This is a genomic window from Mesorhizobium waimense (assembly GCF_003601975.1).
Taxonomy (GTDB): Bacteria; Pseudomonadota; Alphaproteobacteria; order Rhizobiales; family Rhizobiaceae; genus Mesorhizobium; species Mesorhizobium waimense.
In genome coordinates this window covers 46,215-58,558 of record NZ_QZWZ01000035.1, presented here as the reverse complement: position 1 = coordinate 58,558, position 12,344 = coordinate 46,215, and the positions used below count along the sequence as shown (strand labels likewise).

Below are 12,344 nucleotides of genomic sequence, written 5' to 3'. Positions count from 1 at the left end.
CAGGCAGGTCGATCGCCGCCACGTTGTCGACGCGCATGAGGTCGACCTGGTTGCGCTGGATCAGTGCGCCCGGAACGAACTCAGCCACAGCAGCGATGGAATTCCACACCGCAAATGGCATCGGCACCAGCATCGGGCGCGTGCCCAGTCTTCGGGCGATTTCCCAGACCAGTTCCTTGTAACTCAGGACGCGGGGGCCGCCGAACTCAAAGGTCGCCGGCTTTTCGTTACTTCTGTCAATCAGCCGGCTTACCGCTTCGGCGACGTCCCCGACATAGACGGGCTGAAGCCGTGTCGCGCCATCTCCGAACAACGGATAGACCGGCAGGAGCCGGACCAGCCGCATCAGCGTCGTGAGGAAGGCATCGTCGGGCCCGACCATGACAGCCGACCGAACGACGAGCGCCCCCGGGAACGCATTCCGTACCGCTCCCTCCCCCTGCCCCCGTGCCCTTATGTATGTCGAGTCCGATCGCGGATCGGAGCCGATCCCCGAAATCTGAACGAACTTTTCCACTCCAGCTCTGCGCGCCGCACGGGCTAAGTCTGCGGCTGCCTTCACGTGCACGCGTTCGAACGTCGCATCTCCCTGTTCGACATAAAGGCTGGTCGCATTCACGACGGCATATGATCCGGTGACGGCCAATCCGATGGAAGAAGCATCCAATATATCGGCCTCGACAGGTTCGGGCATCTTGGGCGCGGTCGTGGCCGCCTTCGGTTTCGTGCGATGCGGATGGCGGGATACGGCGCGCACCCGAAACGCCTTCTCCAGGAGACTTTGCACGAGCCTGCGGCCGAGAAACCCTGTTCCGCCGAAAACGGTGACGATCCGTTCAGCGCTGCCGTCACTTCGATCCATGAGCAATCCCTTTCGGGCGCCCGCCGCAAGGCGCCGGCCTAGTCGGCCGCCGGGCCCATCCGCCAAATCTTGTTCCCCACATCATCTGCGATCAGCAACGCGCCAGTTCGGTCGATGGCCACGCCGACCGGACGGCCGAGCGCCTTGTCATCGTTGCTCAGAAATCCGGTGAGCACGTCTTGTGGCGGCCCCGACGGCTTGCCGTCGGCAAACGGCACGAAGACCACCTTGTAGCCGCTTCGCGGCATGCGGTTCCATGAACCGTGCTGACCGATAAAGGCGCCATTCTTCATTTGCGGGCCGAATAGGTCGGCGGTGTTGAAGGTGAGTCCGAGTGACCCGGTGTGCGGCCCGAGCGCGTAGTCGGGAACAATCGCCTTCTCGACGAGGTCTGGCCGCGGCGGCTGCGCCCTGACATCGATGTGTTGGCCGAAATAGCTGTAGGGCCAGCCGTAGAAAGCGCCATCCTTGACGGATGTCATGTAGTCGGGAACGAGGTCACTGCCGATCTCGTCCCGCTCGTTGACGACCACCCAAAGCTCCCCGCGCTCGGGGTTCCAGGAGAGACCGTTCGGGTTGCGCAGGCCCGACGCAAAGATCCGCATCTGCCGCGTCGTGAGGTCGATCTCGTGCACGGCGGCGCGGCCTTCTTCCTCCTCCATGCCGTTTTCGCCGACATTGGAGTTGGAGCCCACGGTGGCATAGAGCTTCGTTCCGTCCTGTCTGGCGACGACGTCCTTGGTCCAGTGGTGATTGCGGCCGGCCGGAAGGTCGACGATCTTCTCGGCTGGGGCGGCGATCTCGGTGGCGCCGTCCCGATAGGGGAAGGCAACGATCGCATCGGCATTGGCGACATAGAGCTTGCCGTCGAGCAACGTCATGCCGAATGGCGAAAAGAGGCCGCCGAGGAAAGCTGTCTTGGTCTCGGCCACGCCGTCGCCATCCCGATCGCGCAACAGCGAGATGCGGTTGGCGCTCTTCACCTCGGCGCCGGCCTGGCTCTGGAACAGGTCCATGAACCAGCCACGTATCGAGAAACCTTCGTCAGGTTTTGGCGGCGCGTTGCTTTCGGCTACCAGCACGTCGCCATTGGGAAGCACATGCAGCCAGCGTGGATGGTCGAGGCCGCCGGCGAATTCGTTGACGGAAAAGCCTTGGGCGGCTCTCGGCATCGTGCCTTGAGGCCAAGGCGTCGCCTCGGCAACGTGAACCGTGGGTAGCCACGTCGGATTGGGTTCGGCGAGCGTCGGGGTCGGACCGTAGGTTTGCTCGATCGGGACGCTCGCCTCCTCGCGTGAGAAGAAGAACACGCCCGCGCCCGCGATCACGACGATGGCGGCAAGGACGAGCAAAACACCCAGAATTTTTCGCATAGGATGTTCCCGCAGAGATTGGTGACGTAACGCAATCAGGGCATTGCGGTTGCGGCGGGACGCGGAATCTGGCCAAAATAGGAAGCCAGTGCGGCGATATCCTTGTCCGAGAGGTTTTTTGCGGCGTTGTGCATCAGATGGGCGAAGCGGGTGCCGCCGCGCCTTTGCGCCCGGAAGAGCGCGAGTCGAGTCGCAATGTATTGGGCGGGCAGTCCGGACAATTGCGGAAAGATAGGGTTGCGGTCTGGACGGCCATGGCAACCCAGGCATGCCGGAACGTCGCGCTCGGGATTACCGCGCCGCGCGATCTCTTCGCCGCGAGCGATCAGAGCGGGATCCGGTTGCGTCGACACTACCGGCGCAGGCAGAGCGGAAAAATGCCGCGCGAGATCGCAAAGGAGTGCAGGATCGACTGCCGTGGCAGCAAATGGCGATTGGTGGAAGCCCCGCCAACCTGCGAGTTTCGTTTCGCGAGCGGTGCATTTGCCGGAGGGTGAGTCGCCCGAGGGGTCGCTGATCGTTGTAGAACTGACCAGCAAGATCCTTTGAAAATTGCTACGTCTGACGGACCAAAGTCACTGCCGCTCGACCCCCAACGGCTGGGCGTCTGAAAAAACCAGGATGAAACCGTTGTCGTGCCGGGCACGCAGGACAGGTTTCGCGAAGCCGATATGGAGGCGATCGACGACGAGATCATCGCATTCCTCGCTAACCAAGAATGTTGCCGTGCCCGCGAACCCGTCTCGCCAGATTGCCGGTCCGGCGCCGATCCTGATCTTCGAATGGAATCAGCGCCGGGTAAGATCTCCATGCCTACTGCAACTTGGCCTGCAGCGCGTTGACGTCGTCGGTCGTCATTTCGCCGTCGGTCGTCACCTTGCCGTCGACGATCTTCCACAGGCGGAACGGGCCGGTGATGTCGCCGTATTTGTCGAAGGCGACCGGACCGATGACGCCTTCGTAGCGGATCGGCTTGCCGTCCTTGATCAGGCCGAGCGCCTTGGCGAACTCTTCCTTGCCGGCAAAGATCGGCGTGCCGGCCGGGTCGACGGCCTTGTACATCGCGTCCTTGATCTTGGCCGGATCCTCGGAGCCGGCAATGGCGATGGCCAGGCCGACGATGGCGCCGGCATCATAGGACCGGTCGGCCGCCGGATTCGACGGCTCGATGCCGGAAAACTCCTTGTAGTTCTTCATGAAATAGTCGGTGGAGGCGGTCGGGCTGGTGCCCGACGAAGTGCCATAGGCATCCTTGAGATAGTCGGCGCCGACGGATTCTATAAAGTCCGGGCTGTTCATGCCGTCATTGAGCAGGAACTTCTGCACGCCGCCTTGCGAAATCCAGGTTCGGGCGACGGTTGCGCCATCGACGGGCGTGCTGACGAGATAGAGCCCGTCCGGCTCGCCGGCCATGGCCGCGGTGACTTCAGAGGCATAGCTCGACTGCTTTTCATTGTAGGGCGTGTCGGAGACGATTGTGCCGCCGAGCGCTTTGTAAGCGCGCGAGAATTCGGCCACCATATTGACGCCGAAATCGTTGTTGACGTGGATGACCGACAGTTTCTTGAAGCCCTTGTCGATGGCGTATTTGGCGGCGGCGACGCCCTGCAGCGCATCCGAGGTGATGGTGCGGAAGAAGATGCCGTTGGTCTTGCCGTCGCGGCCGAGCGCTGTCAGCGTCGGCGAGGAGGACGCAGGCGAGACCTGGACGATCTTTGCCGGCGCGGTGACCGAGGTCAGGATCGGGATCGACACCGAGGAGATGATGCCGCCGATGATCACCGGCACCTTCTTGACCTGCACTAGCTGGGTCGCGGCGTCGACCGCAATGTTGCCCTGGCTCTGGCTGTCGCGCGTGTCGGTGGCGAGGTCGCAGCCGCGCACGCCGCCGGCGGCATTGATGTCGCGGAACGCCATCTCCACCGACTTGGCGCCGGCCTGGCCATATTCGCCGGCCGGACCGGTCAGTTCCATGACCAGGCCGACGGTGATCTTGCAGTCGGCGGCCTGCGCTGCATCGACTGCCGTCAGCAAAGCGAGCGCGGTGGTGATTTGAAGTAGTGTCTTTGTCATTGTTGTTCCCCTTTCGTTACTCGACTCTGATTTCGTCTCTGGAGCCTGTTCAGCCTTCCGGCACCTGCAGCCAGGTTTCATGCAGATGTCGCCATTCGACGCCGTTGGGCGCCGATGAACTGGTGGTGAATACCGCGCTGGACTGGCGGCGGCTGTGCTTGCCGCCGCGCAGCTGCGCCTCGATGTAGAGGACGATGATCGTATCGGCGGTTTGCCAGCCGGGACGGATGTCCTCGATTGAGATGGCAAAGCCATCGTCACAGGTGGCGCGGCTGTCCCTGACATGGTCGATAACCGCGTCGCGATCGAGGATCTGGCCGCTCGGCGCGATCATGCTGAAGCCTTCGCCCATGACGGTTTCGAAGCGGCTGAAATCTACTTTGCCGGCGCGCGCCTCGACGAACCAGTCGACGAAGAAGCGATGCAGATCGACGACCTCGGCACTGGCGCGTGAAAACAGGGAAGATTGTGCGCTCATATTCGGCCCGCGTTCAAATTGTAGTGCATGATCGAACCGTGGCGGCCATGACGGTCGCGCTCCAGCGTGTAGACGTCGCCGTGGGGGCCACCGCTTTGTGCGATGACGGCGGCAATCCGCGCCCGGTCGCCGGCGTCGAGCGCAACGTCCATGATCCCGGCGTTGGCAAGCGCATGCGCCTGGTTGCGGGCGCCGACAATGACGGCCGCCACGTGCGGCTGTTCGAGCACCCAGGCACTGGCGACGGTGGCGATGTCGACGCCATGGCGGTCGCCGACAGCCTTCAATGCGCCCAGCAGCGCCTGGAAAAGATCCCAGCCGCCGAAGTCGTCGATGATCAGCTTGTATTTGACCAGCGAGCGGTTTTCGAGCGGCGTCTGCGGCTCGGCGACACCAAGCCATTTGTCGCTCAGGAAGCCGCCCGCCACCGAACCGTAGCAGAGGAAACTGATGCCGTTCTGGGCGGCGAGTGCGGCAAGGCTGCCGGCCGGCCGCTGATCGAGGACGGAGTATTGCAACTGCTGGCTGACCAGCGGCACACCGGCCGCCAGGATCTCGGCAAGGCGTGGCGTGTCGAAATTGGTGGTGCCGATATTGCGCACCTTGCCTTCGAGACGAAGCTCGTTCAGCCAGCCCATGGCATCGACATAGCGAGGTTGCGCATAGTCCCACCAATGGAACTGCACGAGATCGAGCCGGTCGGTCTTCAGCCGCCGCAGCGACTGGTCGACGATGCCCCGGATATAGTCGCGGCTGATGCTGGCAAGCCTTTCGAGATCCGGCACCAGCTTGGTGTGCACCTTCATCTTGGCGGCGGCGTCGAGACCGCGCTCGCTGGCCAGCCGCAGGCGCGCTGCCCCTATCAGCTCCTCGACACCGGTGTAGATATCGGCGCAATCATAGGTCCGGATGCCGGCATCGAAGGTGGCTATCAGATCCGTCACCGCCTGTTCGCGGTCGATGGCGCCGTGCCCGCCTGCCAGCTGCCAGCCGCCGCGAATGACGCGCGAGATCGTGTAGCTCTGGCCGAGTTCGAAAGTCTGAGCGGTCATTTCCGGTCATCCTCCTTCGGCAGCGGCACTGCCGTCGTCTCGGCATGGCTGAACCGCCGCTTGCCGGTCCTGACGATTCTCAGCCGGCTGCCGCAGTTGGGATCGGGACAGGCGATTTCGGCGTCGGACGTCATCCAGTCGTTCTTGTGGGTTGGGCGCTGCTTGGCCGCCAGCAGCGGCAACACGGCCGCGATCGAATAGATCGAAAAGCCCTGCCCCGCCGGCATCGACAGCATCTCGCCCTTGAGCTCGAAATAGTCGCCAACCCTGGCACCGCAATAGATCGGCTTGCCCTCGGGGACGACCGCCTCGACGCGGAGATCGAAAAGTTCGAAACCGTCGTCGGCCACTCAGACCTCCACCAGGCTGAACGTGACATCGCAGGCACCGTTGCGGCGGATGACGCCGCAGGCGGCCGCCAGGTGCTCGCGCTCGTCGGGAAGCACCTGGGCGACGACGCTGCCTGCCAGCCATCCGATCGGGAACAGAAGGCGCGCGCCAGGCCCGTAATAGAGGCCGATATCAAAGATCGCATTGGGCGTTCCGGCCCACACGCGCGGCGGCACGTAGGACAGCACGATGTCACCCGGCTGCGGCGTCAGCGTCGCATTCTCCGCGGGCAAAGGCCGGGCATAGGCCTGGCCCTCAAGATCGGCAACGGGAACCGGACAGGAGATTTCGGGACCGGTCCACATCGCATGGATGCCGGCCACGAGGCGCGGCTTGTCGAGATAGGCCAGCAGGAAGGCGGCGTTGTCCGGCGCTTTCTCGGGCAGCAGCAGCGCCGTCACGGAAAGCTTTGAGCGCGGCTCGGTGATCCTGATGGCGGGCTTCGTCATATCGGCACTCAGCCTTTCGCGGCAGCGGACTGGAGCTTGTCGCGCAGGAAGGCGAAGGGCCGGCTGATGTCGGCCACCAGCGCCTCGCGCGCTCCTTGCGCATCCTGCCTGGCAAGCGCTGCGACGATGCGGCGGTGATAGTGGGCGGTATCGACCTCGCCGGCTTCCGAGAAGGCATAGATGGCGACGCGGATGCAGGGTCCGGATTGCAACCAGAGGCTCTCGATCATCGGGATCAGCACGGCCGACCCGCAGCAGCGGTAGATTTCGAAATGGAAGCTCTGGTTGAGTGTGGCTTCGCGGTCGATATCCTTCTTGTGCTTCAGCGCCCGCATCTCGTCCCACTCGCCGAGCATGGCTTCAATAGTGGCGATCTGGCGCGGGCCCATGCGTGTGGCGGCAAGCGCGATCGCTTCGCCCTCGATGAGCGAGCGGGCGCGCAGCAGATCGTCGATGCGCTCCAGGGTAATTGGCGGCACGCGCACGGAGCGGTTGGGCAGTGCTTCAAGCGCCTTTTCGGTGATCAGCCGGCCGAGCGCCTCGCGCACCGGCATGGTGGAGGTGACCAGCGCGTCGGCGAGGCCGCGGATGGTCAGCACCTGACTCGGCTCGAAAAGGCCGCCGATCAAAGCCCGGCGCAATTCCGAATAGACGCGATCCTGCACGGTCTCGCGGCCGACCGGAGTGAGCTGGGCTGCGATCGTTTCGTTGTTCCGCTCGATGGCAGCCTTTTGCATGGCATTCCCGGTCTGGCCCGTTTTCGGCTTGCGGAGAAAATTAAAGCCGATTAGCGTGATCAACGCAAGTGTGATCACAAATCAAAAATCAGAATGCGGCAGCGACCGCTCGGCCAGGGATGCATGAGCGAGACAATCGAACGGCAGGACGAGATTCGTGCAGCTGTTCTGGCGGCGAAGAACGTCGTCAGGCGTTTCGGCGGGCTCGTGGCAGTCAACGATGTCTCGTTCGACGTCTGGCCGGGCGAGATCCTCGGCCTGATCGGGCCGAACGGCGCCGGCAAGACGACAATGTTCGACCTCCTCGCCGGCAGCATCCTGCCGACAAGCGGCGATATTTTTCTCAATGGCGTCCAGGTGTCGGGCGAAGCGGCGCACCGCCGCATCGAGCGCGGTCTTGGCCGCACCTTCCAGATTCCCCGGCCGCTGCCCAATCTGACGCTGATCGAAAACGTCATGCTGGCCGCGCAGGGGCAGGCTGGAGAAAAGTTGCTCGCCAACTTCCTTGCGCCGCGCCGCGTCGCCGCTGAAGAAAAGGCCGGCGAGAAAAAGGCCTTGGAGCTGCTCGAGCTGGTCGCGCTTACCCATCTTGCGCATGAACCGGCGCGGGTGCTGTCCGGCGGCCAGCGCAAGCTGCTCGAGCTCTCCCGCGTCATGATGGCCGATCCGGCGATCATCCTGCTCGACGAGCCGGCCGCCGGCGTCAATGCGAGCCTGCTCGAAGTCATCATCGACCGCATCCGCGACATCAACGCGCGCGGCATCACCTTCCTGCTGATCGAGCACAATATCGATATGGTGACACGGCTCTGCCACCGCGTGCTGGTCATGGCGAGCGGCCAGCTTCTGTGCGAAGGCACAGCGGACGAGGTGGCGCGCGATCCACGCGTCATCGGGGCCTATCTTGGAGGCGCGGCATGAGCGAGGCCGTTGTCGAAGTCCGCGACCTCGAAGCCGGCTATGAGCCCGGCGTGCCGATCGTGCGCGGCGCCTCGATCACCGTCGGCAAGGGCGAAATCGTCGTCGTGCTCGGCCCCAACGGCGCCGGCAAGTCGAGCCTGATCAAGGCCATCGCCGGGCTGGTCCCGATCACCGGCGGCACAGTGCTGCTGGACGGCAAGGATATTACCGCTGCACCCGCCCACACCATGGTCCGCCTCGGCCTCGCCTTCGTGCCGCAGACCGAAAACATCTTCCCGCTGATGTCGGTCGAGGACAATCTCAAGGTTGCCTGCGGCATCATCGAACGGCGTGAAATCCCTGCCCGCATCGAAGAGATGTATGCGGCCTTCCCCGACCTCGTGCGCCAGCGCCGGACCACCGCCGGCAATCTGTCGGGGGGGCAGCGGCAGATGCTTGCCGTCGCCCGGGCACTGATCGTCCATCCGAAGGTTCTGGTGCTCGACGAACCGTCGGCGGGCCTATCGCCGAAATTCGTGGCGATGGTGTTCGAAATGCTGGCCGGCATCCGCAAATCCGGCGTCACAATCCTTTTGGTCGAACAAAACGCTAAGGCAGCGCTTGCCATTGGCGATCGCGCCTATGTGCTGGTCGAGGGCAAGGACCGGCACGAAGGCATCGCCTCCGAACTGTGGAACGATCCGGTCGTCGCCGAACTCTATCTTGGTCAGCGGTCCCGGCGCACAGGAGGCGCCGCATGAGCCTACAATTTGTCGTCGACGGACTGCTGGCGGGCTCAATGATCGGCCTCGGCGCCATCGGCGTGACGCTGACATATTCGATCTTGCGCTTTTCGAACTTCGCGCATGGCGACTTCATGGCCTGGGGCACTTATGCGACGCTGGCCGTCGTCGGCGCCATCGGCGCCATGTTCGGAAAGATCGCGCCGATCGCACCGCTGTCCTTCGGCTGGCCGCTGATTGTGGCGCTCATCCTCGGCGTGGCCCTCACCGGCCTTCTGGCGCTGCTGCTCGACTTTGTACTGTTCGCGCGGCTGCGGGCGAAGGGCCAAGCGATCATTGTGGTGATGGCGAGCTTTGGTGCTTCGATGGCGCTCAGAAGCCTGCTCGAATTCGTCTTCACCTCGCGCCCGACGTATTTCAGCCGCGCCATCCAGATCGCCATGCCGGTCGGCTTCGGTATCCGCATCACCCCGGACCAGATCGCCCTGCTGCTGCTGACCTCCGTGCTCGTTCTCGGCGTGCATCTGCTGATGACGCGCACGCAGACCGGCCGCTCGATGCAGGCGTTGAGCCAGAATGCGGCGCTCGCTCGCATTGTCGGCATAGACGTTGCCAGCGTGGTGCGCTTCACCTGGATCATCGGCGGGGCGCTGGCCTGCATTGCCGGGGTGATGATCGGCATCCTTATCCAGATCCGGCCGTTCATGGGCTTCGACATGCTGCTGCCGATGTTTGCCGCCGCCATCCTGGGTGGCATCGGCAGCGTGCCCGGCGCCGTTCTCGGCGGCCTGATCATCGGCCTCGCCGAAGCCGGCGCCGTGCAACTGATCGGCGCCGAATGGCGCGCGGCCGTCTCCTTCATCATCCTGATGGCGGTTCTTTTCGTGCGGCCCATCGGACTTTTCGGAGTGAGGGAACGCTGATGGATCTGCTCGGCTATGGCGCGTTCTTCCTGACCACGGCGCTGATCTTTTCGCTGGTCACGCTCGGCCTCAATCTGCAATGGGGGCTGACCGGGCTGTTCAATGTCGGGCTCGCCGGCTTCGTCGCCATCGGCGCCTACACCTCAGCGCTGCTGACCACGCCCGACGATGCCGCGCGTCTTGGCGGCTTTGGCCTGCCAATTCTGATCGGCTGGCTCGGCGCCATGATCGTCGGCGGTGTCGCTGCCGCGCTTACCGGCATCGCCACGCTGCGGCTCAAGTCGGACTATCTGGCGATCACAACCTTTGGCGTCGCCGTCATCGTGCAACTCGTCGCGCTCAACGCGCAGAAGCTGACCGGCGGCCCGTTCGGCATCGGCTTCATTCCGCGCCCATTTGGCAGCCTTGCCGAAACGCCGCTGCTGTTCAACTTGTCGAACCTCGCCGTTGTCTCAGCGGTCACGCTGATCGCCTATCTTGCCTTGGAGCACCTGTCGCGCAGCCCGTGGGGCCGGGTGCTGAAGGCGCTGCGGGAAGACGAGCGGGCGGCGATCTCGCTGGGCAAAAGCGCGCGCTTTTACCGTGTCCAGGCTTTTGCCGTCGGCGGCGCCATCATGGCGCTGGCCGGCGCGCTGCAGGCGCACTTCACCGGCTTCATCGCGCCGGACAATTACCTGCCGATCCTGACCTTCCAGGTTTGGGTGATGCTAATCGTCGGCGGCTCCGGCAGCAATCTGGGCGCCGTCGTCGGCAGCATCCTGGTCTGGGCGATATGGGTCGGGTCGGGCACGTTGACCAGCGTGCTGTTCCCACCCGAACAGCAGGCACGCGCCGCCTCGCTGCAGATCGTCGCCATCGGCGTGATGCTGTGCATCATCCTCCTGCTCAGGCCGAACGGCCTGTTCGGCGACAGGCCGTTGCATGTGCGGTTCGGAAAGCAGGCGAAGGTTGTCGCGGGCGAGAGCAGCCCCGGGTCATGAATGCTTTGGTCCGGCAGGAAGCGCATGGCGCTTCGCTCTGGCATGCCGCCAGTCGCAATCGCCGCGACCGGCCCGCACTGCAACGCAGCCTCGACGTCGACCTTGCGATCGTCGGCGGTGGCTTTTCCGGCCTCTCGACCGCGTTACACGCCGCCGCGAGAGGGCTTTCAGTCGCCGTTCTCGAGGCCGAAATCATCGCCTGGGGCGCGACCGGCCGCAATGCCGGCTTCGTGGTGCCGAACTTCGCCAAGATGGACCCGGTCGACATCAATGCCCATCTCGGACCCGAGCGTGGCGAACGGCTGATCGATTTCGCCGCCGGCAGTGCCGACCTCGTCTTCGGCCTGATCAAGCAACACGGCATCGAATGCGACGCCTTGCGGAGCGGATGGATACAGCCGGCGCATTCGCCGGCCGCTTTCGAAAAGGTCAAATCGCGCGCCAGCCAATGGGCGGACCGCGGCAGACCGACTGTTGCGCTGGACAGCCGGGAGACCGAGGCCCTGACGGGCGCTCGCGGCTATGCCGGCGGCTGGATGGACCGCTCGGGCGGCGTGCTCAATCCGGTGGAGTACGCGCGCGGACTGGCCGATGCGGCGGAGAAGGCCGGGGCGCTCATTTGCGAACATTCGCTGGTCACCGCGATCGATCGCATCGCGGACGGCTGGATGGTGAGGACGGCTTCAGGGTCGGTGCGCGCCGGAAAGGTGCTGATTGCCACCAACGCCTATGGCGGACCGCTGAACCCGACTCTGCAGCGAACCTATTTTCCGCTGAAGGTCTTCCAGATCGCGACGGCGCCCCTGCCGCGCGACGTGCGCGCGCGCCTGCTACCCGGCGGGCAAGGCGTCGGCGACACCAGACGCAATCTCTTTACATTCCGCTTCGACGGCGAAAACAGGCTGATCAGCGGCGGCATGCATGTTTTTGGAGCCGGCGCCGACGCGCGGGTGCCGCGCACAATCCGCCAACGGCTTGCCAGGCACCTCGATCTCCCGGAAATCCCGCCGCTTGAATACAGCTGGTCGGGAATGGCTGCCGTCGAGCCCGATTTCCTGCCGCGCCTCGTTGATCTCGGGCCGGGCCTGATCGCCGGCTTTGCCTGCAACGGCCGCGGCATCGCCATGACGACGGCCATGGGCAAGGTGCTGGCGGATTGGGCTGGCGGGACCGAACTCAGCGATCTGCCACTTCCGTTCGCGCCGCCTTCGCCAATTCCCTTCCATGGCCTGATGCGGCACGCACCGAACATGCTGCTCGCCTGGAGCACTTTGCGCGACCGGCTTGAGCAGGGCAGGCCAAATTAGTCCCAAAATTGACAGATGGGGATCGGTCGCAAAGCAACTCGTCCGTTGGGTCCGGGTTTTGCAAATGAATTCGCATG

At 64.1% G+C, this 12,344-nt stretch carries 15 protein-coding genes; 6 read left to right on the top strand and 9 right to left on the bottom strand.

The window, feature by feature from the left end; all coding sequences use genetic code 11:
- The 3 genes from D3227_RS30305 to D3227_RS44455 all read right to left on the bottom strand — a co-directional run.
- The coding region (locus tag D3227_RS30305; RefSeq protein WP_147377717.1) for a complex I NDUFA9 subunit family protein at window positions 1-862 on the bottom strand (862 nt) is incomplete at its 3' end.
- Between the two features lie 38 nt (window positions 863-900).
- Window positions 901-2,235 carry a PQQ-dependent sugar dehydrogenase gene (locus D3227_RS30300; RefSeq protein WP_120017886.1) on the bottom strand — a complete coding sequence of 445 codons (1,335 nt, stop codon included), beginning with the start codon at window positions 2,233-2,235 and terminating at the stop codon, window positions 901-903.
- A 35-nt stretch (window positions 2,236-2,270) separates the two neighbouring features.
- Window positions 2,271-2,456, bottom strand: coding sequence for a c-type cytochrome (locus D3227_RS44455; protein ID WP_425374569.1), 186 nt, complete (start codon window positions 2,454-2,456; stop codon window positions 2,271-2,273).
- Here D3227_RS44455 and D3227_RS41870 point away from each other — a divergent pair.
- A complete protein-coding gene (locus D3227_RS41870; protein WP_167480914.1) occupies window positions 2,373-2,732 on the top strand; it encodes a hypothetical protein in 360 nt (119 codons plus the stop codon). The two genes, D3227_RS44455 and D3227_RS41870, sit on opposite strands and share 84 nt — an antisense overlap.
- 316 nt (window positions 2,733-3,048) lie before the next feature.
- Here the strand turns inward: D3227_RS41870 and D3227_RS30290 are convergent, their stop codons facing one another.
- From D3227_RS30290 to D3227_RS30265, 6 genes are read right to left on the bottom strand one after another with little or no spacing between them, the layout of a single operon-like run.
- Window positions 3,049-4,308, bottom strand: coding sequence for an ABC transporter substrate-binding protein (locus D3227_RS30290; RefSeq protein ID WP_120017884.1), 1,260 nt, complete (start codon window positions 4,306-4,308; stop codon window positions 3,049-3,051).
- Between the two features lie 49 nt (window positions 4,309-4,357).
- A complete protein-coding gene (locus D3227_RS30285; protein ID WP_120017883.1) occupies window positions 4,358-4,786 on the bottom strand; it encodes a DUF4440 domain-containing protein in 429 nt (142 codons plus the stop codon).
- The gene (locus D3227_RS30280; protein WP_120017882.1) at window positions 4,783-5,838 is read right to left on the bottom strand and encodes an aldo/keto reductase; all 1,056 of its coding nucleotides are present in this window, start codon (window positions 5,836-5,838) and stop codon (window positions 4,783-4,785) included. The genes D3227_RS30285 and D3227_RS30280 overlap by 4 nt, the downstream gene beginning before the upstream one ends.
- On the bottom strand, window positions 5,835-6,188 hold the full coding sequence (locus D3227_RS30275) for a TIGR04076 family protein (protein ID WP_120017881.1): 354 nt from the start codon (window positions 6,186-6,188) through the stop codon (window positions 5,835-5,837). Before D3227_RS30275 ends, D3227_RS30280 begins: the two co-directional genes overlap by 4 nt.
- Window positions 6,189-6,677: a DUF3830 family protein gene (locus D3227_RS30270; protein ID WP_120017880.1), complete on the bottom strand. Its 489-nt coding sequence runs from the start codon at window positions 6,675-6,677 to the stop codon at window positions 6,189-6,191.
- Between the two features lie 8 nt (window positions 6,678-6,685).
- Window positions 6,686-7,414 (bottom strand): GntR family transcriptional regulator, encoded by a 729-nt coding sequence (locus D3227_RS30265; RefSeq protein WP_120017891.1) that lies wholly within the window; start codon window positions 7,412-7,414, stop codon window positions 6,686-6,688.
- 123 nt (window positions 7,415-7,537) lie between these two features.
- Between D3227_RS30265 and D3227_RS30260 the strand changes: the two genes are divergently transcribed.
- From D3227_RS30260 to D3227_RS30240, 5 genes are read left to right on the top strand one after another with little or no spacing between them, the layout of a single operon-like run.
- The gene (locus D3227_RS30260) at window positions 7,538-8,335 is read left to right on the top strand and encodes an ABC transporter ATP-binding protein (protein ID WP_120017879.1); all 798 of its coding nucleotides are present in this window, start codon (window positions 7,538-7,540) and stop codon (window positions 8,333-8,335) included.
- Window positions 8,332-9,075: an ABC transporter ATP-binding protein gene (locus D3227_RS30255; RefSeq protein WP_120017878.1), complete on the top strand. Its 744-nt coding sequence runs from the start codon at window positions 8,332-8,334 to the stop codon at window positions 9,073-9,075. The genes D3227_RS30260 and D3227_RS30255 overlap by 4 nt, the downstream gene beginning before the upstream one ends.
- Window positions 9,072-9,980 (top strand): branched-chain amino acid ABC transporter permease, encoded by a 909-nt coding sequence (locus tag D3227_RS30250; protein WP_120017877.1) that lies wholly within the window; start codon window positions 9,072-9,074, stop codon window positions 9,978-9,980. Before D3227_RS30255 ends, D3227_RS30250 begins: the two co-directional genes overlap by 4 nt.
- Window positions 9,977-10,960, top strand: coding sequence for a branched-chain amino acid ABC transporter permease (locus tag D3227_RS30245; protein WP_167480915.1), 984 nt, complete (start codon window positions 9,977-9,979; stop codon window positions 10,958-10,960). Before D3227_RS30250 ends, D3227_RS30245 begins: the two co-directional genes overlap by 4 nt.
- Window positions 10,957-12,267: an NAD(P)/FAD-dependent oxidoreductase gene (locus D3227_RS30240; RefSeq protein WP_120017875.1), complete on the top strand. Its 1,311-nt coding sequence runs from the start codon at window positions 10,957-10,959 to the stop codon at window positions 12,265-12,267. The genes D3227_RS30245 and D3227_RS30240 overlap by 4 nt, the downstream gene beginning before the upstream one ends.
- The last annotated feature ends 77 nt before the right edge of the window (window positions 12,268-12,344 follow it).